Source organism: Streptomyces sp. NPDC002911 (assembly GCF_053591835.1).
Map to the genome: position 1 here is coordinate 513,934 of NZ_JBSFUO010000003.1, position 24,589 is coordinate 538,522.

24 protein-coding genes are annotated in these 24,589 nt (G+C 70.2%); 10 read left to right on the forward strand and 14 right to left on the reverse strand.

Annotated features, from left to right (window positions below):
- Window position 1 precedes the first annotated feature (1 nt).
- The 6 genes from ACWD04_RS07575 to ACWD04_RS07600 all read right to left on the reverse strand — a co-directional run bounded on the left by ACWD04_RS07575 (window position 2) and on the right by ACWD04_RS07600 (window position 4,986).
- Window positions 2-787, reverse strand: coding sequence for an ABC transporter ATP-binding protein (locus ACWD04_RS07575; protein ID WP_451129140.1), 786 nt, complete (start codon window positions 785-787; stop codon window positions 2-4).
- A complete protein-coding gene (locus ACWD04_RS07580) occupies window positions 784-1,725 on the reverse strand; it encodes a FecCD family ABC transporter permease (RefSeq protein WP_451129248.1) in 942 nt (313 codons plus the stop codon). The genes ACWD04_RS07575 and ACWD04_RS07580 overlap by 4 nt, the downstream gene beginning before the upstream one ends.
- 50 nt (window positions 1,726-1,775) lie before the next feature.
- Entirely contained in the window at window positions 1,776-2,801 is a 1,026-nt protein-coding gene (locus ACWD04_RS07585; protein ID WP_451129142.1) for a FecCD family ABC transporter permease, read from the reverse strand.
- Window positions 2,798-3,799, reverse strand: a complete 1,002-nt coding sequence (locus ACWD04_RS07590; RefSeq protein WP_451129144.1) for an ABC transporter substrate-binding protein — start codon at window positions 3,797-3,799, stop codon at window positions 2,798-2,800. Before ACWD04_RS07590 ends, ACWD04_RS07585 begins: the two co-directional genes overlap by 4 nt.
- A gap of 99 nt (window positions 3,800-3,898) precedes the next feature.
- Window positions 3,899-4,750 (reverse strand): siderophore-interacting protein, encoded by an 852-nt coding sequence (locus ACWD04_RS07595; protein ID WP_451129146.1) that lies wholly within the window; start codon window positions 4,748-4,750, stop codon window positions 3,899-3,901.
- On the reverse strand, window positions 4,747-4,986 hold the full coding sequence (locus ACWD04_RS07600; RefSeq protein WP_451129148.1) for a phosphopantetheine-binding protein: 240 nt from the start codon (window positions 4,984-4,986) through the stop codon (window positions 4,747-4,749). The genes ACWD04_RS07595 and ACWD04_RS07600 overlap by 4 nt, the downstream gene beginning before the upstream one ends.
- A 356-nt stretch (window positions 4,987-5,342) precedes the next feature.
- Between ACWD04_RS07600 and ACWD04_RS07605 the strand changes: the two genes are divergently transcribed.
- The 3 genes from ACWD04_RS07605 (at window position 5,343) to ACWD04_RS07615 (ending at window position 8,222) form a co-directional block, all read left to right on the forward strand.
- Window positions 5,343-6,281 carry a LysR family transcriptional regulator gene (locus ACWD04_RS07605; RefSeq protein WP_451129150.1) on the forward strand — a complete coding sequence of 313 codons (939 nt, stop codon included), beginning with the start codon at window positions 5,343-5,345 and terminating at the stop codon, window positions 6,279-6,281.
- Between the two features lie 94 nt (window positions 6,282-6,375).
- Window positions 6,376-7,737, forward strand: a complete 1,362-nt coding sequence (gene hisD / locus ACWD04_RS07610) for a histidinol dehydrogenase (RefSeq protein WP_451129152.1) — start codon at window positions 6,376-6,378, stop codon at window positions 7,735-7,737.
- 269 nt (window positions 7,738-8,006) lie between these two features.
- Window positions 8,007-8,222, forward strand: coding sequence for a hypothetical protein (locus ACWD04_RS07615; protein ID WP_451129154.1), 216 nt, complete (start codon window positions 8,007-8,009; stop codon window positions 8,220-8,222).
- Between the two features lie 4 nt (window positions 8,223-8,226).
- Here the strand turns inward: ACWD04_RS07615 and ACWD04_RS07620 are convergent, their stop codons facing one another.
- Window positions 8,227-9,225, reverse strand: coding sequence for a LacI family DNA-binding transcriptional regulator (locus tag ACWD04_RS07620; RefSeq protein WP_451129156.1), 999 nt, complete (start codon window positions 9,223-9,225; stop codon window positions 8,227-8,229).
- Window positions 9,226-9,537: 312 nt separating this feature from the next.
- Here ACWD04_RS07620 and ACWD04_RS07625 point away from each other — a divergent pair, with 312 nt between their 5' ends.
- From ACWD04_RS07625 to ACWD04_RS07655, 7 genes are all read left to right on the forward strand, one after another.
- Window positions 9,538-10,677 carry a hypothetical protein gene (locus ACWD04_RS07625; RefSeq protein ID WP_451129158.1) on the forward strand — a complete coding sequence of 380 codons (1,140 nt, stop codon included), beginning with the start codon at window positions 9,538-9,540 and terminating at the stop codon, window positions 10,675-10,677.
- Window positions 10,674-11,447 (forward strand): alpha/beta fold hydrolase, encoded by a 774-nt coding sequence (locus ACWD04_RS07630; RefSeq protein WP_451129160.1) that lies wholly within the window; start codon window positions 10,674-10,676, stop codon window positions 11,445-11,447. Before ACWD04_RS07625 ends, ACWD04_RS07630 begins: the two co-directional genes overlap by 4 nt.
- Before the next feature lie 83 nt (window positions 11,448-11,530).
- Window positions 11,531-12,841, forward strand: coding sequence for a histidinol dehydrogenase (gene hisD, locus ACWD04_RS07635; protein WP_451129162.1), 1,311 nt, complete (start codon window positions 11,531-11,533; stop codon window positions 12,839-12,841).
- On the forward strand, window positions 12,838-13,611 hold the full coding sequence (locus ACWD04_RS07640; RefSeq protein WP_451129164.1) for an SDR family NAD(P)-dependent oxidoreductase: 774 nt from the start codon (window positions 12,838-12,840) through the stop codon (window positions 13,609-13,611). Before hisD (ACWD04_RS07635) ends, ACWD04_RS07640 begins: the two co-directional genes overlap by 4 nt.
- The gene (locus ACWD04_RS07645; protein WP_451129166.1) at window positions 13,608-14,393 is read left to right on the forward strand and encodes an HpcH/HpaI aldolase family protein; all 786 of its coding nucleotides are present in this window, start codon (window positions 13,608-13,610) and stop codon (window positions 14,391-14,393) included. Before ACWD04_RS07640 ends, ACWD04_RS07645 begins: the two co-directional genes overlap by 4 nt.
- Window positions 14,394-14,496: 103 nt before the next feature.
- Window positions 14,497-15,843, forward strand: a complete 1,347-nt coding sequence (locus ACWD04_RS07650) for an MFS transporter (RefSeq protein WP_451129168.1) — start codon at window positions 14,497-14,499, stop codon at window positions 15,841-15,843.
- A gap of 108 nt (window positions 15,844-15,951) precedes the next feature.
- Window positions 15,952-16,950, forward strand: a complete 999-nt coding sequence (locus tag ACWD04_RS07655; protein ID WP_451129170.1) for an ester cyclase — start codon at window positions 15,952-15,954, stop codon at window positions 16,948-16,950.
- A 98-nt stretch (window positions 16,951-17,048) separates the two neighbouring features.
- On the opposite strand, the gene ACWD04_RS07660 is transcribed toward ACWD04_RS07655, so the two are convergent.
- The 7 genes from ACWD04_RS07660 to ACWD04_RS07690 all read right to left on the reverse strand — a co-directional run bounded on the left by ACWD04_RS07660 (window position 17,049) and on the right by ACWD04_RS07690 (window position 24,490).
- Window positions 17,049-17,933, reverse strand: coding sequence for an ABC transporter ATP-binding protein (locus ACWD04_RS07660; RefSeq protein WP_451129172.1), 885 nt, complete (start codon window positions 17,931-17,933; stop codon window positions 17,049-17,051).
- The gene (locus ACWD04_RS07665) at window positions 17,930-18,730 is read right to left on the reverse strand and encodes an ATP-binding cassette domain-containing protein (protein ID WP_451129174.1); all 801 of its coding nucleotides are present in this window, start codon (window positions 18,728-18,730) and stop codon (window positions 17,930-17,932) included. The genes ACWD04_RS07660 and ACWD04_RS07665 overlap by 4 nt, the downstream gene beginning before the upstream one ends.
- The gene (locus ACWD04_RS07670) at window positions 18,727-19,605 is read right to left on the reverse strand and encodes an ABC transporter permease (protein ID WP_451129176.1); all 879 of its coding nucleotides are present in this window, start codon (window positions 19,603-19,605) and stop codon (window positions 18,727-18,729) included. The genes ACWD04_RS07665 and ACWD04_RS07670 overlap by 4 nt, the downstream gene beginning before the upstream one ends.
- Window positions 19,602-20,567: an ABC transporter permease gene (locus ACWD04_RS07675; protein WP_451129178.1), complete on the reverse strand. Its 966-nt coding sequence runs from the start codon at window positions 20,565-20,567 to the stop codon at window positions 19,602-19,604. Before ACWD04_RS07675 ends, ACWD04_RS07670 begins: the two co-directional genes overlap by 4 nt.
- A complete protein-coding gene (locus ACWD04_RS07680) occupies window positions 20,567-22,075 on the reverse strand; it encodes an ABC transporter substrate-binding protein (protein ID WP_451129180.1) in 1,509 nt (502 codons plus the stop codon). The genes ACWD04_RS07675 and ACWD04_RS07680 overlap by 1 nt, the downstream gene beginning before the upstream one ends.
- Window positions 22,076-22,114: 39 nt before the next feature.
- Window positions 22,115-22,855 carry a DUF1684 domain-containing protein gene (locus ACWD04_RS07685; protein WP_451129182.1) on the reverse strand — a complete coding sequence of 247 codons (741 nt, stop codon included), beginning with the start codon at window positions 22,853-22,855 and terminating at the stop codon, window positions 22,115-22,117.
- Between the two features lie 546 nt (window positions 22,856-23,401).
- Entirely contained in the window at window positions 23,402-24,490 is a 1,089-nt protein-coding gene (locus ACWD04_RS07690) for a LacI family DNA-binding transcriptional regulator (protein WP_451129184.1), read from the reverse strand.
- Window positions 24,491-24,589: the final 99 nt, after the last annotated feature.

The following is a 24,589-nucleotide window of genomic DNA, read 5'->3' on the forward strand; positions in this document are numbered from 1 at the left end:
CTTACTCTCCTTGCAGTGTGGGGACGACCATCGGTGTGCCTGTCACCGGGTCGGGGACGATGACGCTCGGCAGGTCGAAGACGTCCTTGATCAGCGCGGCGTCCACGACGGCACCGGGGACGCCCTCGGCGACCACCCGGCCGTCCCGCATGGCGACCAGGTGGTCGGCGAACCGGCACGCCTGGTTGATGTCGTGCAGTACGGCGATCACCGTGCGGCCCTCGTCGCGCAGCCGGGCCAGCAGGCCGAGCAGCTGGTACTGGTGGGTGATGTCCAGGAACGACGTCGGTTCGTCGAGCAGCAGGTAGGACGTCCGTTGGGCCAGCACCATCGCGATCCACACCCGCTGGCGTTGTCCGCCGGACAGTTCCCGCACCGGTCTGCCGGCCAGGTCCTCGACACCGGCGGCGGCCATCGCCCCGGCGACGGCCTCCTCGTCCTCCGGCGACCACAGAGCCAGAAGTGACTGGTGCGGGAACCGTCCCCGGCTCACGAGCTGGCGGACCTTGATGTCCTCGGGGGCCAGCGGATCCTGGGGCAGGAAGCCGAGTTGCCTGGCCAGTGCCTTGGGCGCGTAGTCGCCGAGCGCACGGCCGTCGAGTCCCACGTGCCCGGCCTCCGGGCGCAGCAGCCGCACCAGCGCGCGCAGCAAGGTCGATTTCCCACAGGCGTTGGGGCCCACGACGGCGGTGAACGCGCCGTCGGGGACGTCGAGGCTCAGCCGTGTGGACACGACCCGGTCTCCGTAGCGCAGGGTGATCTCCCGCGCGGACAGGCGTGCGGTCATGCGCGCCTCACCTCCTTGGTCAGCAGCCAGATCAGATAGCAACCGCCGATCGCGGTACTCACCACTCCGACGGGAAGCGCGACGGGCGTCAGCAGCATCTGGGCGAGCAGATCAGCGCCTTGGAGCAGTACCACCCCGGTCAGCGCGGCCGGGAGCAGCGGCACACCGGCCGCGCCGGCGAGCCTGCGGCCGATCTGGGGTGCCGCCAGGGCGATGAACGCGATCGGCCCGGCGACGGCGGTCACCGTGGCCGTGCAGCCGACGCCGACCAGCACCATCAGCAGCCGCAGCCGGTTGAGGCCGACCCCGGTGGTCGTCGCGACCGCGTCGCCGAGCGATGCCTGGTGCATGTCGTGCGCCCGCGTGGTCATAAGGATCAGCAGCACGGCGATCAGCACGAACGGAATTCCCAGGTCGTCCCAGCTCACGCCGTTGAGTGAGCCCGCGCTCCAGCCGACGGCGGCGATCGCCACCTCCAGCTCGGCGCGCAGCACGATCCACGAGTTGATCGCGGTCACCATCGCGTTCACCGCGATACCGATCACCACCAACCGCAGTCCGGAGAAGCCCCGTTCGAAAGCCAGCAGGTAGATCGCGGCCGCGACGACCAGCCCGCCGATCACGGAGCCGGCGGCCAGTTGCGCGGACGTGCCGGACAGGACGGTGATGGCGACAAGAGCACCGGTGTACGCGCCCGCGTCGAGCCCGATGACGTCCGGGCTGCCCATCGGGTTGCGGGTGAGATTCTGGAAGATCGCGCCCGCCACGCCGAGCGCGGCGCCGAAGGCGAGCCCGGCCAGCACCCGCGGCAACCGCCAGTCCGAGATCACCACGGAGTGGTCCGCGCCGGTCAGCACGGCGAACACCTCGCCAGGGGTGGCCCAGGACGCCCCGTAGCAGAGCCCGAGCAGGCTCAGACACAGCATCAGGGCGACCATGACAGCGGCCAGTACCACCGTGCGGCGTTCGGCTTTCAGTCCGCATATGTTCACAGTGATCCCGCCCCGTAACGGCGGACGGCCCAGATCAGCACGGGGCCGCCGAGGAACGCTGTCACGATGCCCACCGGCACCTCGCCGGTGGGCAGCAGCACCCGCGACCCGATGTCGGCGACCAGCAGCAGGACGGGACCCAGCACCATCGCGTAAAGGATCAGCCAGGGCACCGAACCCGCCGCCGGCTTGCGGACCAGGTGGGGCACGATCAGGCCGACGAACAGGATCGGCCCGGCCACCGCCGTCGCCGCCCCGCAGAGCACGGTGATCAGTACCAGTGCGGCTGTCCGCACCCGGCCCACTCCCGCACCCAGTGTGTGCGCCGCGCTCTCGCCCAGTGCGAGGGCGTTGAGCCCCCTGCTCAGCAGCAGCGCCCCAAACAGGCTGACCACGACAGCGGCCAACGGCAGTGCCAGCGGCGCGTGTTTGCGGGCCGCCAGCGACCCGACGGACCAGAAGCGGTACGCGTCGAAGACGTCGGGGAGCATCAACCGCAAGCCCAGCGCGACACCGCTCAGCACCGCGGTCAGGGCTACGCCGGTGAGCACCAGGCGCAGCGGCGAGCGGCGTCCGACCGCGGCCACCAGCAGCGCCGTGAGTACGGAGCCCAGAATCGCGAAGCCGAGCTCACCGGCCTGCCCGACGGCCAGTCCGAGCGCCGAGCCGACGGTGATCGCGAACCCGGCACCCGCGGTGACACCGAGGATGCCGGGCTCCGCCAGCGGATTGCGGGCCAGCGTCTGGATCAGTGCGCCGGACACCGCGAGCGCGGCGCCCACGGCGACGGCCAGCAGCGCCCGGGGGCCTCGTACGTCACGCACGATCACGTGGTCGTCGGTGCCCTGGTAGTCCAGCAACGCGCGCACGACCTCGCCCGGCGGGACCGTCCGGGCGCCGACGCCCATGCTGAGCACGGCGACCGCCGCCAGCAGCACAAGTCCGCCGACGAGCAGGCCGATCTGCGGTACGGCGGCGCGCTCGGTCCTCGCCGGTCCGGACGCGCGACCCGCGACGGTCATCGCTTCAGCAGTGGAGCGAGCGACGTGTCGATCGCGTCCAGGGTGTTCATGGCCTGCCCGTAGGTCGCGGCCTCGGTGTAGCGGAACGGGAAGGTCTTTCCGGCCTTGACGGCGGGCAGGTTCTTCCACAGCTTCGAGTCGAGGACGTACTGCACCGACTCGGGGACACTGCCGTCGGCATTGACCGAGTACGTCAGTACGTCGGCCTCGTCGAACGCGGCCGGGAGTTCTTCGACGGACGGGTATTCACTGACCGAACGCGAGCCGGCACCGGCCTCCTTGACCTTGCCGTAATACTTCGCGCCGAGGTCCTCGGCGATGTTGGTGCCCCACGAACCGCCGAACTCCCGCTGGAACGTGCCCTTGGCGACCTCGCCGTACGCACCGATGTGTCCCAGCTTGAGCTGGGGCAGAACGTCCTTGTACTTCGTCTGCAAGTCGGCGGCCTTGGCCTCGTACGCCTTCTGTCCGGCGTCGGACTTCTCGAGGGAGCCGGCCGCGTCGGCCTGCTTGCGGGACAGGTCCCGCCATGCGGACGGCACGGTCGGGCCGATCGCGACGACCGGGGCGATGGATTCCAGCCGCTCGACGTCGATGTCGCCGAGCACGGGGGCGGGCACACCGATGACGATCAGGTCGGGCTCGGCCTCGGCGATGGCTTCGTAGTTGGTCTCGGCCGCCTGCTCACCCGCCACCTTGGTGAGCTTCTTGTACTCGGCCAGGTTCTCCTTGCTCATCATCGGCTCGCCGCGCTTCCACGACGAGATCCCGACCAGCGGGGCGTCGGCCTCGATCAAGGCGGGCACGGCGTAGCCGGTGGCCACCACACGCTGCGGGTCGGCGGGAATGGTGATCTTGCCGTTGTCAGCGACGAACACCCGGGTCTCGCCCTTTGCCGAGGCGTCCGACCCACCACCCTCCGACGAGGATCCGCACCCGGCCAGTACCAGAGCCAGCGAGACTGCGCCGACGAGGCCGGACGTTCTGCGTATGGACATGCAAGGCTCCCTGTGATTTAGGTAAGGCTAACCTTAGTTGACGATCTCACGCCAGGAGACCGCAGCGCCATCGGGCCTGCTCCCCGGCCGGACTGCCGGTCAGTGGCCGTCCTCGTCGAAGTCCAAGACGCCGCGCTTCCAGTAACCGGTGATGTCGTGGTCGGCCTTCTCCAGCCGCAGCTCGTCGCGGACCCAGCGGCGCAACGGCTTGATCTGTCCCGCCTCGCCCGCGACCCACACGTACACCCGCTCCCCCTCGGGCACCGTCACCCCGGTCACGGCTCGCGCCAGGGCGTCGCCGGCTCCGGCCGACGGGTCGGCGCTGTGCAGCCAGCGCACCTCGACACCCCCGGGCGCGGACAGTTCGATCTCCTCCGTGGCATCGGAGACTTCGACGAACGCCCAGCCCTTCGCACTTCTGGGCAGCTCCTCCAGCCGACGCGCGATCGCCGGCAGGGCCGTGAGGTCGCCGGCGAGCAGGTAGCGGTCGTAGGAGTGCGGGACGATCAGACCGCCGGGCGGCCCCGCGAGGTGCATGACGGCGCCCGGCCGGGCCTCACGTGCCCAGTCCGACGCGAGGCCGCCGTCGTGCAGGGCGATGTCGATATCGATCTCGCCGGCGACCGGGTCGTAACGGCGCACCGTGTACTGCCGCGAGCGGAGCGCGGGCCGCGGCCAGCGCAGCATCGTTCCGTTCGGCTCGGGCAGCCGCAGCGAGCCGTCCGGATCGGGGAAGAGCAGTTTCACGTGTTCGTCCGGCGCGTGGGCCTCGAACCCCTCGACACCTCTCCCGCCGAGGGTCACCCGCAGCAGACCGGCCCCGACCATGGCGGTACGCACGACCTCGGTCTCCCGGATGCCGATCGGGTAGCCCACCTTCTCGGCCCGGAGGCCCGCCCGGACCTCCGCGATACGGTCCAGGTGCCGGCCCCGATGGTCGACCCGGCTCACGCGGCCCCGCCCGTCAGCAGCTCGGTCCAGTGACCCAGTTCGGGCTGCTCGGCCAGGTCGGCGTACTCCAGCGCGTCCGCCCCTGCGGCACGCCAGCGCTCGACCAGCACCATGATCCGCACCGAGTCCAGGCCGAGGTCGGTCAGGTTCTCCTCGGGCTCGATCTCGGCAGGGTCGCAGCCCACCAGTTCCGCGACGTCGGCGCGGACACGTTCGGGCGACAAGGTCTGGTTCATCGGAAAACTCCTGAGGGGCGGATACCGTCGGCTCGGTCGCCGATCGGCGGTGGTGGTGACGGTCACGTCGCCACAGCACCTGGCGGTGTACGGGAACAGCCGGTGACTTCACGGGAGAAGCCGGGAGTTGAGCGTGGCGGCCTCGGCGACCGCGTCGCCGCCCCGCACGTCCCACGGCCACGCGAACTCCCACTCTCCCCCGCTCAAGCTAAGGAGAGGCTAACCTAACTTAACGCCTCTTGGTGCCGGTGCTCACAAGCGGGTCCCCGCTGGACACCCCCTCCTGAAACCTCTGTTGCCGGATCGGAACCCCGCCCCGCCCCGCAGCCGCCATCGCCGTTTCCTAAGGTGCAGGCATGCGCAGAACCACTTCTCCGGGCAGCATGACTCTCGTCCAGCTGAGGGCTTTCGTCGAGGCCGAGCGACTCGGGTCCTTCACCGCCGCCGCGCAGGCCATGGACATGGCCCAGGCCTCCGCCTCGGAACTGGTCCGACGACTGGAGACGGAACTGGACTCCGAACTGTTCCTCCGCGGCAGCCGCACACTTACCCTGACCTCCGCTGGGCAGGAGTTGCTTCCGTACGCCCAGGAGGCGGTGGAGGCAGCGGACAGCGGGGCCCGGGCCGTGCACTCGCTCGGGTCGCTGGGCGGCGGCACCGCCACGTTCGGGGTGCTGCGCAACGCCGACTACTACCTTCTCGCCGACCTTGTACAGATGTTCCACGCCCGGTACCCGGCTGTCCGAGTGCGGCTCGTCGGCCAGAACTCCGCCGAGACCGCGCTGGCCGTCGCGGCGGGGCAGATCGAGGCGGGCCTGGTCGTTCTGCCGATCGACGACGAAGGGCTCGCGGTGACCCCGCTCATGCGCGACGAGGTGCACTACGTCAGTGCGAGCGCTGAACGCACCGGCTCCCCGGTCACCATGGAGGCCCTCGCGCGGGCGCCTCTCGTGCTGTACGACGCCCATTACGGGTGGAAGGACCCGACCCGACGGCAGATCGCCGAGCGCGCCCAGCTCGCCGGGGTCCGCATCGACCCCCTGATCGAGCTCGAACGCGTCGAGGCGGCACTGAAACTGGCAGCCGCCGGAGTCGGCGACACCATCGCCAGCCGGGCCGTGATCGCCAGCCCCTCCTTCCCCGCAGGACTGCACACCGCCCCCTTCACCGAGCCGCTGTACGACACCATCGCGCTCGTCAGGCGCTTCGGCCATCCCCTCTCCCGCGCCACCCGGGAACTCGCCCGCCTCGCCGAGGACACCATCCGCGAGATGGGCCATGGACTGACGACCTGAGCCTGAAACGGCGCATCGCCACAGGGAAAGCCTGCAGGAGACGCAGGAACTGCCCCTCTAGCCCTGCGGCAGCGGCGCGTCTACCGTCCGGGGTATGCAGATCACGCACGCCGAACAGAAGACCCTCGCCCCCTTCCAGTGGCTGAAGAAGCCGGCGGTCGACGGCCCTCCCGCCCAGCGCGACCCCAAGGTGGTCGAGCGTGTCTCCCAGATGCTCAAGGAGATCGAGAGCAAGGGCCTGGACGCCGTCCGCGCCTACGGTCAGGAGCTCGACGGCTGGTCCGGTGAGCTGGAGATCGGGTCCGCCGAGCTGAAGAAGTCGGGGGACGCCCTGCCCGCCGACGTCCGTACGGCCCTGGAAATGGGTTACGCACGCACGCACCGCTTCGCCTCCGCCCAGCGCGAGCACCTGACCGACTTCGAGATCGAACTCGCCCCCGGGGTGGCGGGCGGGCAGCGTTACGTCCCGGTCTCCCGGGTCGGCGCCTATCTCCCGGCGGGCCGCTTCCCGCTGCTGGCCAGCGCGTTCATGACCGTCGGCGTGGCGAAGACCGCCGGCGTCCCCACCGTGGTGGCGTGCACTCCCCCGTCGGGTGAGCACGGCGCCCACCCGGCCGTGCTCTACGGCGCCTACCTGTCCCGGGCCGACCGGGTTTTCGCCGTCGGCGGCGTACAGGCCCTCGGCGCGATGGCCTTCGGCCTGCTGGGTGAGGCCCCGGTCGACATGCTGGTCGGTGCCGGCAACGCATTCGTCACCGAGGCCAAGCGACAGCTCTTCGGCCAGGTCGGCATCGACCTGCTCGCCGGGCCGTCCGAGGTGGCCGTCATCGCCGACGACTCCGCCGACCCGGTCTGGGTCGCCGCGGATCTGCTCGGCCAGGCCGAGCACGGCCCCAACTCTCCCGCCGCGCTCATCACCACCTCCGAGAGGACAGGTCGCGCGGTCGCCGCCGAGATCGACCGACAGCTCGAAACGCTCGCCACCCGGGACATCGCCGGGCCCGCCTGGCGCGACTTCGGATCCGTCATCGTCGTACGCGACCGGGAGCAGGCAGTCGCCGTGTCGGACATCCTCGGACCCGAGCACCTGGAGATCCAGACCGAGGACGACGACTACTACCTGCACAACCTCACCAATTACGGTTCGCTCTTCCTGGGCCCCTGGTCCACCGTCGCCTACTCCGACAAGGGCATCGCCGGCACGAACCACGTACTGCCGACCGGTAAGACCGCTCGCTACAACGCGGGCCTGTCCGTCTCCCGTTTCCTGAAGCCCCTCACGTACCAGAGGGCGGCCGAGGAGGGCACGGCCGCACTGGCGCCCGCTGTCGAGCGGATCTCGGCGTTCGAGGGCCTGGCCGCTCATGGTGCGACCGCAACGATCCGCATCGACCGGATCGGCCGTACGTCCGGCGCGTTCGACGCCGTCCCCGAGACGCTGCGCGAACAGTTCTGATCCCGTCCGCTTGTTCCCCGGCCTCCGGTGCCGCCCCGGCATCAGCCTGCGCCGGAGACGGGTGCGGCGCCCGGTACACCATGGACGGCCGCCGCCGGTGTGCCGGGCCCGCCGGTGGCTTCGCCCGCCCGAGACGGGTGACCACCGTCCTCCAGCAGGAGCACTCGCGCTCCCGATCCCACGATGATCTCCATCGGAGGTGCGACCGGGGCCGGCCTCTTCGCCGCCACCTTCACGTCCTGATCGCTTCCAGCGGCGCGATCGCCCTGATGATGTACACGGTCATCGCAAGCACGCAGTACGCCACCCGGTGCAGGGAGGCGGAGCCGGGCGAGGTCCACATGTGGGCGTTCCCCTGCCTCACCCTCGCCTCGATCGCCTTCATCGCCGGGGTACTGGTGCTGATGGCCGACTCCTGCGCCACGCCCAGGGCCGGCGCAGGAGTCGCCGGGCAGCCACCACGCGCGGGCTCGTCACCCCGGTGACCGGTCAGGGGAGGCGGGCGTGGGTGGCTCGGGGTACGAATTCGGTCGGCAGGACGAGGCGTTCGCCGGTGGGGTCCGCGTCGCCGTCGATGCGCCGCACCAGCAGGCGCGCGGCCTGCCGCGACAGTTCACGGAGATCGTGACGGACCGTGGTCAGCCGGAACACCTCCCAGTCCGCCATGGGGAGGTCGTCGAAGCCGATCACGGTCAGGTCGTCGGGAACCCGGAGCCCTGCGGCGAGGGCCGCGTTCAGGACGCCGATGGCGACCACATCGTTGCCGCAGAAGACCGCTGTGGGGGTCTCCGCCGCATCGAGCAGGAACGGCAGCGCCTGGTAGCCGGTGTCGAACTCGAAGGCGCCCCGCGCCACCCGGTCCTCGGGGAGGCCTATGCCCGCGTCGGCCAGCGCCAGGCGGAAGCCGAGTTCGCGTTCGCGCCCGGTCGTCGTGTTGGCCGCACCGAAGATGCCCGCGATCCGTCGGTGGCCGAGCTCGACGAGCACATCGGCGACCAGGCGTCCTCCGCCCTCGTTGTCCACGACGGAGGCGTAGTCGCCCCGGCCGCCGGTGTCGCGGTTGAGGAAGACATAGGGCATGCCGCGGCGGTCGAGCTGGGCCGGCAGACGGGAGTCGGTGGTGGCGGTCGCAAGGACCACGCCGTCCAGCGACTGGTCCAGGAGGTTCTCCTCGGCCACCGCTTCGTCGGAGCGTTCGGTGAGGAGCATCATGCGGTAGCCGAGGCGTTGGAGCTCGTCGTGCAGGGGCGCGATGACATGGGGGTAGAAGGGATTCGTCAGGTCGGTCACGATCACCCCGATACGCCGGGTGGACCGGGTCGACAGGGTCCGGCCGGCCTCACTGGGCACGTAGTTCAGTGCCTGCGCGGCCCGCCTGATCTTCTCGCGGGTCGCCACGGAGACCCGCGGGTCGTCCCGCAGGGCGCGGGAGACCGTGGGCTGCGAGACTCCTGCCAGCCTCGCCACGTCATGACTCGTGATCGCCATCGGCCCTCTTCCCGTAGCCCGGTGCGCCGCTCCGTTCAGTATACGTATGTAGATTCCCACCAGGGCACGCCCACGCCCCTGATGCCGCACGGGATCGAGCTGTCCCCACACCCTCCTGCGCCGGCACACACCCACCGCCTGTGACAGACGAACTCCGGTCACACCTCAGCTTGATACTCCACGGAGTCACGCTCGGGACCTCGTACACCTCACGCCCGGAGCCGACCCGCGCGACCCCTTGACATCGCCCGATGGAAGCCCTGTCATGGAATGCATACGTATTCCAAACGTACCCGAACCAAGGGAGCAGTCATGCCCGATGCCGTCGTGTCCACCGCCGAGCTGGGCCGCCGCACGATCCGCCGCAGTGACTTCGTCTCCTGCAACCAGGCCTTCATCGACTGCCGGACGCCGGGCTCCGACCGGAAGGAGAACTACGCCATGATCGGGCCCGGCGTCTCGCAGGCCGCCGGCCAGCACGTCAACCTCCGGCTGCCGCACGGCTACAACATCGGCGCCGCCGCCATGCCCCACGGGATCACCAACAACCTCCACCTCCACTACACGGCCGAGGTGTTCGTCTGCACCGAGGGCGAGTACCTGCTGCGCTGGGGTGCCGACGGCTCGGAGGGGGAGCTCCTGCTCGGGGCCGGGGACATCGCCTCCGTCCCCACCTGGATCTTCCGCGGCTTCACCAACACCGGCCCCGACGACGGCTGGATGTTCACCGTGCTCGGCATGGACCACACCGGTGGCATCATCTGGGGCCCCTCGGTGCTGCGTGAGGCGGAGGGCCATGGCCTGTACCTCACCGCCGACAACGAACTGATCGACACGGTCGCCGGTGACGGCGTACCGGCCGGGACCGAGCTGACCGAGCCGATGACGCAGGAGCACATCGACCGGCTGCGGCACTACAGCGCCGACGAGATGAAGCGCCGCGTCGCGGCATCGGACGAGCTGGTGTGGTCGGAGCGGCCGTTCCTCGACAGCACTCTGCCGGGCGGAGGCGCACGGCTGAGCTGCGTCATTGGGTACGGCATGACCGAGGACCTGCACCAGGAGCCGAGGATCTTCAACCCGCACGGGCACAACGTCGCCTGGCTGCGGGCCGATCCGGGACAAGGCGTCTCCCTGCACCGGCAGCACGAGACGCAGACGCTGATCGTCAAGGACGGCCTGTGGGAGGTCACACTCAACCGCACCGATCCCGTCTCGGTACGCCTGGGGCCGCGCGACATGCTCTCCGTCCCGCAGGACGCCTGGCGCACCCTGCGTAACGTCGGCGACGGACGGGGCGACCTGATGGTCGTCAACTCGGGCGACGGCCGGGTCCGTCTGGACTGGGACGAGGAGGTCGCCAAGAGCGCCGCCGACGCGGGGCTCGGCATCGACCACAACGGCTACGTCGCGCCGTACGCGCTGCTGCCCCGCTCCGCGCGCCGCTGGTGACCGCCGGACCCGGCGGCGGACCGGCCGGCCCGCTGCCCCTGGTGATGGTCCCCGGGATGCTGTGCGACGCGGGCCTCTGGTCCGAGGTGGTGTTCCCTGCGGACCACCCGGTCCGTCACGTCGAGCTGACGAAGCCGGACATCGGGGCCATGGCCGAGGATCTGCTGGCCTCGGTGTCCGGCCCGTTCGTCGCGGTCGGCCTCAGCCTCGGGGCCATCGTCGTCTTCGAGGCGCAGCGCAGGGCGCCGGAGCGGTTCCGCGGCCTGTGCGTCATGTCGACGAACGCGGGCGCGCCCCGGCCCGAGCAGTACGCCGCCTGGCGCGCGATGGACGGGCTGATCGCCGACGGCCGGTTCGCGGACGTCGTCGAACAGACGCTGCCGGACATGTTCCCCGCGCCTCGGCCGCCGGGCGAATCGGCGGAGCGCTACCGGCGCATGGCGTATGCCGTGGGCCCCGAGGTCGCCCGTGCCCAGCTCGCCGCGCAGGCGACCCGCCAGGACGCGACCGGCGCGCTGCGCACCGCGCGGTGCCCGGCCGTGGTCCTGTCCGGGGAGCGGGACGCGCTGTGCCCGCCGGAGTTCCACCGCGTCATCGCGCGGGCCGTGCCGGACGCGGAACTGCGCGAGGTGCCCGGGGCCGGCCATCTGCTGCCGTGGCAGAACCCGACCGCCGTCTCCACCGCACTGCTGGATCTGCTGGCTCAGGTGCGGGACACGCCACCGCCGGCATCCCGGACATACGTGCCCCCCGCGCCCCCGGCTGCCTGAGCCGCCCGGCCGGGCGCTCACCCAGCTCTCTCCGCCTGCCCTCGAATCTCCGCATCCGACACTCACTACTGAAGAAGGCCGTCATGCCTCGTTTCCTCAAGTCCCCCGTGCCCGCCGGACAGGTGCGCGCCGCCCAGGCGGATGTCTCCGAGCGCGTCCGCGCCATCCTCGACGACATCCGCGAACGGGGTGACGAAGCGGTCCGCCAGTACTCCGAGAAGTTCGACAACTGGAGCCCCGAGTCCTTCCGCCTGAGCCCGGGGGAGATCGAGAAGATCATCGCCGGCGTGCCGGAAACCGTCCTGGACGACATCAGCTTCGTCCAGCGGCAGGTGCGTACCTTCGCCCAGGCGCAACGGGACTCGATGCACGACGTCGAGATCGAGACCCTGCCCGGTGTCCGCCTCGGGCACCGGCACGTCCCCGTGGCCGGAGCGGGCGCCTACGTGCCCGGTGGGCGTTACCCGCTGACCGCGTCGGCGCACATGACGATCGTGACCGCGAAGGTGGCCGGGGTGTCGAGGGTCGCCGCCTGCACCCCGCCGATCCGGGGCGAGATCCCCGCCGCGACGGTCGCGGCGATGCACCTGGCGGGTGCTGACGAGATCTATCTGCTGGGCGGGGTCCAGGCCGTGGCGGCGCTCGCCGTCGGCACCGAGACGGTCGGCCGGGTGCCGCTGATCGCGGGCCCCGGCAACGCGTACGTGGCGGAGGCCAAGCGCCAGCTGTTCGGCGAGGTCGGCATCGACCTGTTCGCGGGGCCGACGGAGATCCTGGTGATCGCCGACGAGCACGCCGACCCGTTCGTGGTGGCCGTCGATCTCCTCTCTCAGGCCGAGCACGGCCCGGACTCCCCCGCCGTGCTCGTCACGACGTCCGAGGAGCTGGGCCGGGAGGCCGAGCGCCACATCGAACGGCTGCTGCCCGGTATGCCGACGAAGGACTTCGCCGGGCCCGCCTGGCGCGACCACGGCGAGATCGTCGTAGCCGATTCCCTGGACGAGGCCTTCCGGATCGCGGACTCCTACGCCAGTGAGCACGTGGAGGTCCTGACCGAGAACCCGCGCCAGGCACTGGACCGGATGAACGACTACGGCGCCCTCTTCCTCGGAGAAGGCACCTGCGTCTCGTACGGGGACAAGGTCATCGGCACCAACCACGTACTGCCCACCCGGGGGGCCGCGCGTTACACCGGAGGCCTGTGGGTGGGGAAGTATCTGAAGACGGTGACCTACCAGGAGGTCACGGACACCTCCTCGTCGGCGCTGCTCGGCGAAGTGTGCGGGCGGGCCGCGCGCGTCGAGCTGTTCGAGGGGCACGCCCGCTCCGGTGACGTGCGGGCCGCCAAGTACGGCGACGGCACGCTGCCGTGGAACGACGGGGCCGGCGCATGAGCGGCAGCGCACCGCGTCTGACCGGACGCACCGCACTCGTCAGCGGAGGCGGCAGCGGACTCGGCGCGGCCATCGCCCGCGCCCTGGTGTCCGACGGAGCCCGCGTGGTGATCACCGGCCGCAGCGAACACACCCTGAAGGAGACCGCCTCGCGTCTGGGCCCGGACGTCGTCCACCGGGTCTGTGACGTGTCCCGGCCGGATGACGTCGAGAGGCTCGCGGAGAGCCTCGCGGACGAGGAGATCTCGGTGCTCGTCAACAACGCCGGGATCGCGGGACCGGTGGCACCGCTGACCGAGATCTCGGCCGAGGACTGGGACGAGGTCTTCGACGTGAACGTGCGGGGGGTGTTTTTGATGTGCCGGGCCTTTCTTCCCGCCATGACGGAGCGGGGCGCCGGCGACGTCGTGAACGTCGCCTCGGTCTCGGGGAAGCGGCCCCTGCTGCGGCGCACTCCCTACTGCGCGTCGAAGATGGCGGTCATCGGCCTGACCGCAACCCTGGCAGGTGAGGTGGGCCCGCTGGGGGTGACGGTGAACTCCCTGTCGCCGGGGCCGGTCTCGGGCCCCCGGATGGAGCGTAATTTCCGCCTGGAGGCGGAGCGCACCGGCAGCAGCTACGCCGAGGCCGAGGCTGCGTTCGTGTCACGGTCCGCCCTCGGGCGGATGGTGAGCGAGGAGGAGGTCGGCGCCGCGGTGAGTGCGATGCTGCGGATGCCCGGCCTGTGCGGTGCGGACATCGACCTCTCCGCGGGGATGGTGGCGCGGTGACGGCGCCGTATGCGGGTCGCCGCTCCCTCAAAGCGCGGCTCGCGGCCGGTGAACGGCTGTACGGCGCCCTGCTGCGGTTGCCCTCGGAGACCCTGGTGGAGATGGCGGGGGTCGCCGGTCTCGACTACGTGGTCATCGACTGCGAGCACGGGCCGGCCGACATGGCCCTGCTCCAGCATCACCTGACGGCCGCGGCGGTGCACGGCGTCGATGTCCTCGTCCGCGTGGGCACGTCCGAACCGGCTCTCGCCCTACGGTGCCTGGACCTGGGCGCCGCGGGGCTCATCCATCCGCACGTCGACTCCGCGCAGGACGCGCGACGGGCGGTGGCCTCGGTCCACTATCCGCCGCTGGGGACGCGGGGATTCGCTACGTACAGCAGGGCGGGCCGCTTCGGAACGGTCCCGGCGGCCGACCATGTGGCCGCCTCGCGGGACACCCTCGTGGTGGCGATGGTCGAGACGGAGCGGGCCTGTGCCGCCGCCGGGGACATCGCCGGCACGCGGGGCGTGGACGCGGTCCTCGTGGGCCCGGCCGACCTCGCGGCCGACTGTTCCTTCCCAGGACAGGACGTCATCGACGGTCTGGTGGCCGAGGCCCATCGCGCCACCCGCGAAGCGGGCCGGGCGGTCATGACGATCGTCCCGGGCGCCGAGGGCGCCAGGGCGGCCGAGCGGGCGGGCGCACAGCTGGTGCTCTACAACATGGCTCACGTACTGATGGACACCTTCCGGTCCCTCACGGAGCCAGGGCCCGCCGACGTGGCCGGCAGGCCCTCGTGACGCCGCGGCCGCGAGACCTCTTGACGGCCTCCGCCGGACTCCTTAACGTTCGGCAGACATTTATACGTATGCACAACCGAGCCAATGCCCGATCGGAGAAGCTATGTCCGCTGTAGCGCCGCCCACCGCCACCGCCGGCACCTCAGGGGTCGACACGGAGAAGCGGAAGGCGATACGTCGAGCCATCGGCGCGGGAAGCATCGGAAACTTCGTCGAACAGTTCGACTACGGCCTCTACGGGTACATGGCACCGATCCTGGCCCCCGCCTTCTTCCCGGAGAGCGATCCGACGGTGGCGGTGCTGAGCACCTACGCGATCATCGCCATCGCATGCCTGTTCCGCCCCCTCGGCGGGACGCTCGTCGGCCGCTGGGGCGACCGGGTGGGCCGCAAGAAGACGCTGCTGTGGACCATCGTGCTCATGGGCGTGACCACCGCCATGATCGGCGCCCTGCCGACGTATCACCAGATCGGGATCCTCGCGCCCCTGCTCCTCCTGTTCCTGCGCGTCATCCAGGGCATGGTCTCGGGCGGGGAGTACGTCGGGGCAGTGGCCTTCATCGTGGAGTGGGCGGAGCCGAACCGGCGTGGTTACTACGCCTCGTACGCCTCCAACAGCTGCTTCGTCGGGATTCTCGCCGGGGCCGGCACCGCCGCGCTCACCAGCTGGCTGTTCGAGGGACCCACACTGGACTCGTGGGGCTGGCGCATCCCGTTCCTGCTCGCACTGCCGCTGAGCGCGGTCGGGATCTGGCTGCGCAGGCGCATCGAGGAATCACCCGAGTTCGTCCGGGCCACGGACGGCGGCAAGGAGGTCGTCAAAGCCCCGATCCGGGAAGCACTGCGCACGCAGTGGCGTCCGATGCTCGTGTTCTGCGGCGTCTCCGTCATGCTCGCGATCCTGTCCTACAGTTGGGTCACGTTCTATCCCGAGTACCTGACCGGCACGCTGGGCCTGCCACGCTGGATGGCTCTGACGTCCAACGCCATCTCCGTCGCCGTGCTCATCCCGCTGCTGCCCCTGGCGGGCATCCTCTCGGACCGGATCGGGCGTAAACCCATGCTGATCGCCGGCGCCGTCGCCTGCATCGTCCTGGTGCCGCTGGCCTTCCGGGTCGGCGAGGGTGCCACCTTCGGTACGGCGGTCGCGAGCCAGCTGATCTACATCATCCCCGAGTTCTTCCTGACCGGCATCGTCACGGTCTGCACGGCGGAACTCTTCGCCACGCGCACCCGGTTCAGCGCGAGCGCCATCGCGTACAACAGTTCGTTCTCCATCTTCATGGGGATCACGCCGTTCGTCGCGTCACTGCTCGTCAGCAGCTTCGACACGATCTACGCCGTGTGGGTCTACCTCGCGGCGGCCGCGGTCATGGCCCTCGTGGTCGTGAGTGCTTTCATGACGGAGACGTACCGGAGCCATCTGGGGGCGGACAAGTTCGCCCAGTGACCAGCACACGCACCACAGCCCTGGCCCCGCGCCCGCCGCCCTGGACAACGGGCCGCGTTCACTCTCGTATACATACGCATACACAGGACGTTGAGAAAGGTGAGAATCATGCCGCTGGACCCCGCCGCCTACCTTCCCTACAAGGACCCGGACGACTTCATCCGTGAGGTCACCGACCGCATCTGGATCGACCGCGACATCGCCCACATCGTCGAGAACTACGAGCCGGACTCGATCGTCCACACCAGCCTGGGCACCGTGGTGGGCCGCGACGGTGTGATCGAAGGCAGCACGATGCGGATGGGCAGCACCCCCGGTCACATCGGCCAGGCCGAGGACGTGGTGTGGGAAGCGCGCGGGGACGATGCCTTTCTCAGCTCGCACCTCGTCTTCTCCGCCGACGAACACCTGGTGGACGGCCGGAACATCCGCATCCGCAAGCGCACCGTCGCCAACTGCCTCTATCGCCGGGGCCGGATGGTCGAGGAGTGGGTGGTCCGCGACGAGCTGGCGGACTGTCTGCAGCGCGGAGAAGACCCGGACGACGCGGCCCGCGCCCTGCGGTTCCAGGGCTACAGCGGTTCGATGACCGAGGAGCCGCCGGAGGACGTACTGCTGGTCGGCGTCAGCGGACCGCGCCCCGACGAATTCCGGCCCGAGTGCGAGATGGTGCTGGAGTTCATCGACGAGGTGTGGACGCAGCGACGGCTGCACAGGGTCAACGACTTCATGGTGCGAGACCTCTTCCTGCACACGATCGGCGACCGGACCGTCATCCGCCCGGAGCGCTACCAGAGCGATCTGCTGGCCATGGTCGGAGCCTTCCCCGATGCACGGTTCGCGGTGCGGGACGTGCAGACCAACTACGCGCAGCGGTACGCCGGACTTCGGGTGGCCGTCACCTGGACCATGCACGGCACCTACCGGGGCACGCCGGTCTTCGGTCAGCTGACCGACAAGCCGGTCACCGTCCTCGGGGTGTCCCAGTTCCTGATCCAGGAGGGCCGGATCGTGAGGGAGGTCCGTGTCTACGACGAGATCTCGCTGCGCGCCCAGATCAACGGCACCCGGGGCGACGGCCCGGCGGTGGAGGCCAACATCTACTGACCGTCTCTGACGTCCAGCCCAGCTGGACCTGCCCGGTCCACCGCGTCCATGCGGCGGACCGGGCGGACCCGGTGCGTGTCGGGGACAGAACGACGCGCTCAGCCGTCGGTCTCCACAGGGTCGTGCTTCTCGTCGAGCGTCGGGGTCGTGCTTCTCGTCGAGCGCCCGGCCTCCCTCTGAGAGTTCGGTGCAGAGCCTGCGGCGTCCCCCGGCGTACTCGGGCCGGGCAGCCGCGGCACGCTCTCGATCAGACGGCGGGTGTACTGGTGCGCCGGTGAGCCGAGCACCTGGGAGGTGGCTCCCTGCTCGACCACCAGGCCGCGCTCCAGCACTGCGGTGCGCTCGCACAGGGAGGCCACGAGGGACAGGTCGTGGGAGACCATCACCAGCGTCAGCCCCCGCTCCTCCTTCAGCTCGGCCAGCAGATCGACGACCTTCACCCGGGTGGTGACGTCCAGCGCGCTGACCGGCTCGTCGGCCAGCAGGACGCGTGGGTCGCAGACCGTGGCGCGGGCGATGGCGATGCGCTGGCGCTGTCCGCCGGAGAACTCGTGAGGGTAGCGGTCGACGGCGTCAGCCTGGAGGCCGACGCGCTCCAGCGCCACGGCCACCTCGGTCGCCGCGGTGGAACGGGTGGCGAGGCCTAGGGAGCGCAGCGGTTCCGCGACGATCGCGCCGACCCGCCGCCTGGGGTCGAGCGAGGAGTAGGGGTCCTGGAAGACGCACTGCACGCTGCGCCGGAAGTCGCGCATCTGCTCGCGGTCGCGCGGATCCAGGTCGGATCCGTCGAAACGGACGCTGCCGGCGGTGGGTCGGGCCAGGCCGAGCAGCAAGCGCAGCAGCGTCGTCTTGCCCGCGCCGGACTCGCCGACCAGCGCAAGACTCTCGCCTGCCTCGACGGCGAGGGACACGTCCCGCACCACGTCGGCCGCCGTGCCCCGGTAGCGCACCGAGGCGTCCTTCAGCTCCAGCACGGGTGTCATCGCGGGCTCCTCAGATCCAGGGCGGACTCGAGCTTCCGGGCGCTGGCGACCAGGGCGCTGGTGTACTCCTCGCGCGGCGCGCGCACGATGTCGTGGACCGCGCCCTGCTCGACGGCCCGGCCGTCCTTCATGACCAGCACCCGGTCGGTGACCCTGGACACGACGGCGAGGTCGTGGCTGACGAACAGCACGGCCATCTCCCGTTCCCGGACCAGGCCGTCGATCAGCTCCAGCATCTCAGCCTGCACGGAGACGTCCAAGGCGGTGGTGGGCTCGTCGGCGATGAGCAGCTTCGGCTCACAGGCCAGCGCCATCGCCAGGGCGACGCGCTGGCGCTGACCGCCGGAGATCTCGTGCGGGAAAGCGCGCGTGATGCGGTCGGGCTCGGGCAGCCGCACCTGTTCGAGGGCGTCGCGCACGGCCTCACGCAGGGGTTTGCCCTTGAGTCCGGTGCGGCGGGCGAGCGGCTCGGCGATCTGGCGGCCCAGCCGCATCAGCGGGTCCAGCGCGGTCAGCGGCTCCTGGAAGACGACGGCGGCATCCCGCCCGCGGACGGCGGTGAGCCGCTTCTCGGCGGCGCCCACCGTCTGCGTCCCGGCCAGTTCCACGCTGCCGGCCGCGGTCATGCCGTCGGGCAGCAGTCCGAGCACCGCGAGCGTCGTCAGGGACTTACCGGAGCCGGATTCGCCGATGAGGCCGAGCCGTTCACCGCCGGCCACGGTGAAGGACAGGTCGTCGACCAGGGTCCGCCCGTCGGAGGCACGGACGGTCAGTCCGCGTACGTCGAGGAGAGTCACGTGCGCCTCCGCCGGGTGGCCGGGTCGAGGGTGTCACGCAGGCCGTCGGCGATGAGGTTCACTCCGATGACGAGCAGTACGAGCAGGATGCCGGGCGCGAGCGCCCCGGCCGGCGCCGTGGTGAAGGTGGCCTGCGCCTCCTGGAGCATGCGGCCCCAGGAGGCGTTGGGCGGCGGTGCCCCGAGCCCCAGGTAGGACAGCCCGGCCTCGGCGAGCACCGCGAGCCCGAACTGCAGGGCGAGGTTGACCACCAGCGTGGGCCAGATGTTGGGCAGGACGTGGGAGAGGACCGTACGCGGCCAGGAGGTGCCGGAGGTACGGGCGGCAGTGATGTAGTCCTGTGCCAGGACCCGCTTGACCAGGATGCGTACCAACCGCGCCACGACCGCGCTCTGTGCCAGGCCGATCGCCAGGACCGCCGAGCCGAGCGTCGCCGACCGTGCGGCGACGATGAGCATGGCCAGCAGCAGCGTCGGGAAGGCGATGAGGATGTCGAGGAACGCCGAGAGCGTGTCGTCGAGCCAGCCCTGTGCGAAGGCCGCGAGCACACCCAGGGTGACCCCGATGACGGCGGCGACGGACACCGACCCGAGCCCCGCCTCGACGGCGATGCGGGAGCCGGTCATCACCTGAGTGAACAGGTCACGCCCGAGCTTGTCGGTGCCGAGCAGATGGCCGTCGCCGGGTACGGCGAGCCGTCCGCCGGAAGTGTCCTCGGCGTCGTACGGCAGCCAGAAGAACGACAACACGGCGAGCAGCGCGATCAGACCGGCGAGTACGCAGCCGACGACGAGGGTGGCGGAGCGCCGGGGGCGCCGCTTCGTGGAGGGCTTCCTGGAGGGCTTCGTGGGGGCGAGCAGGTCCGTCCCGGTCATCGGGCACCTCCCGAGAGTCGGCCGCGCAGCCGCGGGTCGATGATCCGCTGGACCAGGTCGGCGACGAAACCGATCACCAGTACCGCGAGGGTGGAGACGAACAGCACGCCCTGGATGACCGGGTAGTCGTGCTGCGCGATGCCGGTGGCGAGCAGGGAGCCGAGGCCGGGCAGAGCGTACACCGACTCCACGACGACGGCGCCGAGCAGCGTCGAGGCAAGTTCGATGCCGAGGATGGAGATCACCGGCACGGCTGCGTTGCGCAGGCCGTGCCGCCACATGGCGCGGCCGAAGGACGAGCCGAGGGCGCGCGCCGTGCGCAGGTAGTCGCTGCCGAGCACGTCGAGGGTGGCGGAGCGGACGTAGCGGATCAGGGACGCGCTCATCACGAGGGCGATGGTCACGACCGGCAGGACGAGGGAGCGGATCGCTTCGGCGGGGTCCGCCCAGCCGTCCTGCGGGAAGCCGCCGGAGGGAAGCCAGCCCGCGTTCAGCGCGAACACCGCGATGAGGATCATGCCGAGCCAGAACACGGGTATCGCGATGCCCAGCTGGGACACGCCGCTGAGCAGCGCGCCGTACCAGGTGTGCCGCTTGTACGCGGCCGCGAACCCTGCGGGTACGGCGACCAGGACGGCGAGGACGAAGGCGGCCAGCGTGAGCGGCACGGTGACGACCATCCGGGCGGTGACCTCGGGGCCCACGGGCAGCGAACTGACGAACGAGGTGCCGAGGTCGCCGCTCGCCAGCTGCCCGAGCCAGTGGACGAACTGCTCGGGCAGCGGCCGGTCGGAGCCGATGGAGTGGCGGGCCGCGGCTATCTGCTCGGGGCTCGCGCCGACCGCGGTGAGCGCGTTGGCCGGGTCGCCGGGCAGCATGCGCAGCAGCACGAAAAGCACCACGCTGGCCAGAGCCAGCGATACCGCGAGGAAGGCGAGCCGGCGCAGCAGATAGCGCGCCATCAGCCCTTCTTCTCGATGTCGTAGGCGAAGAACTGCGAGTTCAGGCCGTTGAGCGGGTAGCCGGAGACCTGGTTGTTCGCGACGACGATCTGCGGGTAAAGGTACAGCCAGTCGCTCGCGGCGTCCTCGGCGGTCTTCCGGTTGACCTCCTTCAGCAGTTCGGCCTGCTCGGCGGTGCTGGAGGCCTCCTCGGCCTGCTCCACCCACTTCGTGACCTGCGGGTTGTCGTAACCCCAGTAGAAGTCTGGGTTGCCGTACCAGACCAGGTCGCGGTCGTTGACGTGCTCCTGGAGCGTCGCCGTGAAGTCGTGGTTCTTGTAGACCTTCGTGTACCACTCGTCCGGTGTGATCGTGTTGATCTCGACGGTGATGCCGACCTTGGCGAGCTGGGACCTGATGAAGGTCGCCGCCGTCGGGTGCGGGTCGTAGTTGGGGGTGTCGAGGGTGAAGCTGAAGCCCTTGGCGTAACCGGCCTCGGCGAGCAGCTTCTTGGCCTTCGTCACGTCGTGGACGTCGACGTCGGTGAGGTCCTCGTACCACGGGTCCGTGGGCGGTACCATCGAGCCGATCGGCTTGCCGTAGCCGCCCCAGACGGAGTCCAGGAGCTTCTCGTCATCGATGGCCGCGGACACGGCCTGACGCACCTTGACGTCGGTGAAGGGCTCGGCCTTGTCGTTGAACGCCAGCAGCAGCTTGGTGGTGGAGTCGCCGTCGTTCACCGTGTAGGTGCCGTTGCTCTTGAACTGCTCCAGAGCGTCGGGCGACTGCTCGCTGGTGACCACGTCGACGGCGTTGGTCAGCAGCGCGTTGTTCAGCGCCGTGGCGTCCTTGTAGTAGTGGAAGACGACCTGCTTGTTGGCAGCGGCGTCGCCCCAGTAGCCGGCGAAGCGGCCCAGGCTCAGCGCGGATCCGCGGGTCCACTTGTTCAGGGCGTACGGGCCGGTGCCGTCCTCGGTCGTCTTCAGGTTCTGCGCCGTGGAGTTGATGATCCAGACGTAGGAGAGGTTGTAGACGAAGGAGATCGACTTCTTGGACAGTGTGATCTTCACGGTCCGCGTGTCGGGGGTCGCGATGTCCTTGATGACCTCGAGGTTGCTCTTGCGGGCGGACTGAGAGTCGTCCGCGATCACCTTCTCCAGGCTGTACTTGACGTCCTGACTGGTGAGGGCCTTGCCGCTGTGGAACTTCACGCCGTCGCGCAGGGTGAAGGTGTAGGTGAGGCCGTCGGCGCCGGTCTCGTAGTCCTGAGCGAGGAGCTTTTCGACCTTGCCTTCGTCGGTGAGCCTGAACAGGCCCTCGTAGACGTTGCCGTTGAGCGCCTCGGTGACTCCCTGGCCGCCGCCGGCGGTGTTGTCGAGGTTCTGCGGCTCGTAGAGGGAGCCGATGTTGACGACCGCGTCCTTGTCCCAGGTGCCACCAGAGGCGCTGGAGCCGCCGCAGGCGGTCAGGGCCAGGGCGAGGGCGGCGACGGAGGCGGTGCCGTACAGGACGTTCTTCTTGGTGCTCATGGCGTGAGGGCTCTTTCGGTGCCGGAAGCTGCGGGAGGATCAGTGCTGGGCGTCGAAGCCGTCGCGGAGGACGGGGAGCTTCTCGCCGGCCTCGACGGGCAGGTGGAAGCGGTTCTGCCGCGGCGGCATCGGACAGTTGTACTGATCGGAGAATCCGCAGGGCGGCACGAAGGCCCGGTTGAAGTCGAGGACGACACGGCTCTCGTCGTCGGTGCGACGTACGAAGAGAAAGCGGCCGGCCCCGTAGGTGGTGTCACCGTTGGTCGGGTCACCGAAGACGAGCAGCGGGGTGCCGTCGTCGTCGAAGGCGCTGAGCGTGTAGGCGCGGCCGTCGACGGTGAGCGTGATGTCGCCGGGGACGACCAGGTCGCGGCTGCCACCGTTGTCCCGGATGTGCTCGAAGGCGACACTCCGGGCACCGGCGACGGGCGCGTAGGAGGCCTCCAGGACCCAGGCGGGGTCGTAGGGGAAGGCGTCGACCCGGTCGAAGTGCCGGATGGCGGGCGCGTCTGCGTCCCAGAAGCGCAGACCGTGCTCGGGCTCGCCGGTGACCCGGTCGGTGCGCTGGAGCGTGGTGACCGTCACGGTCTTTGCCCGGTCCGCGCGGGCGTCCGCCGCGTCCGGGACCTCGCCCGCCGGGGCCCAGCGGGTCTCCACCAGAGCGAGGTTGCCCGTCGCGGACGTGAGCGCGCGATGACGCTCGGCACGCCAGGCTTCCCATTCCTCTGCCGGGTCGGCGGATGCGCGGGCGGGGGCGGAGTGGGACACGGCGTTACTCATTCGTCTAGGCGGAGCAGCCCTCACAGCCCGTGGGTAGCAGGACGTGAACAAATGGCCAAAGCAACACCTTTATTACCCATAAGCTTATCTAATGTCAAACGTCCGCACCACATGGTGAGACGGATCTCGTGAACAGCAGGAACCGCAACGTTCCTCACTGCGCCGGCCTGGACGGCGCCACCAGGTCTCGGCGTCGCCGTCCAGGCGTCATCAGGAAGAGTGCAGCCTCAGTAGAGGCAGGCGAAAGTAGAGGCAGGCGAACGATTTCACCTGGGACGCGGTGAGGGCTCCGCCGAAGACGCGGACGGTGTCCGCTCCTCCGTGGACGTGCTCGCCCCAGCCGCCGTCGGCGGTGTGGCCACGGCCGACCTGGAGCGGGCCGGGGGCGCTACCACTTCGTCGGTGTGGGACGCGGGAGCGGCGACGACGGTCTCCGCGGAGCCCGGTTCGCCGCTGCGGGTGACGACCAGTTGCCACTCGGACGCGGCGCCGAACCGTGACATCGCCGGGTCGCAGCCCCGGACCGCCACCACGGTCCGGCTCGTGTCACACCCGGTGTGCCGGACTGCCGTCCCCGTCGTCGGGCTGCGCGCTCGGGGCCGGCGCCGTGCCCGTGCTGCCCCGTGGGACGAGTTCCACCGGCAGGACCACGTGCCGTTCCCGGTGCGCCTCGGGGTCATGGATCACCCGGTGGACCAGTTCCGCTGCGGCCTGGCCCAGGAGGCGGGCGGGCTGCGTCATGGTGGACAGATCCCACGGCTCCGCCATCGAGTGGCCGTCGAAGCCGAGGACCGACATCCCCTGCGGCACCGGGACGTTGACCCCGCGCAGTACCGTGAGCAGCCTGAAGGCTATGTCGTCCGTCTCGGCGAAGATCGCCGTGGGGGGCTCCGCGAGACTCAGCAGCCGTCCCACCGCCGCTTCCAGGCTCGGCCCCTGCCAGTGGGCGACCTGGCGGACGAGCTCGTCATCCCGGTCGATGCCCGCCTCCTCCAGGGCCGTGCGGTACCCGTCGAGGCGAGCCCTGCTGCTCCAGGCGAAACCCGAGGCGTCGGCGGGCTCCAGGTAGGCGATGCGCCGGTGGCCGAGGTTGAGCAGGTAGCGGGTGCCGCGCTGAGCGGCCTCCACGTCGTCCACGTAGACGCCGGCCCTGCCCTGTTCGTGCTGGCTGACGAAGACAAGGGGCATGCCCAGGTCGTCCAGGCGCGCCCGTTCCTCAGGGGAGAGCGCGAAGCTGACGACGAGCAGGGCGTCGGCATTGCGCCGGGCCGGCAGATGATCGAAGAACCGGGCGCGCTGCTCGGCGTCGATGACGCTGTAGACCAGCATGTCCAGACCGACCGCGGTGAGCGCGGGCGCCATGCCGGCGAGCGCCGCACCCAGGAACCAGGAGTCGAGGTTGGGTACGAGCACGGCGACCCGGCCGGTACGCCCGGTGACCAGACTGGACGCGCTGCGCGAGATCGCGAACGACAGCTCGCGCGCCGCCTTCTCCACGCGCGCCCGGGTCTCGGGGGACACCGTCGACAGACCGCGCAGGGTGCGGGAGACAGTCGAGGGCGAGACTCCGGCCCTTTGGGCGACGTCCGCCAACGTGGCGCCCTTTCCAGTGGTTTCAGCGGTTTCAGCGGCCATGCGCGGGACGCTAACACACCGGTCTCTCCTCAGGAGCACCCAGGGTGACAGCGCTGTCATTTTGCTGCCTTCCCTCGATTGTTCGGTCGCGACCGTTGA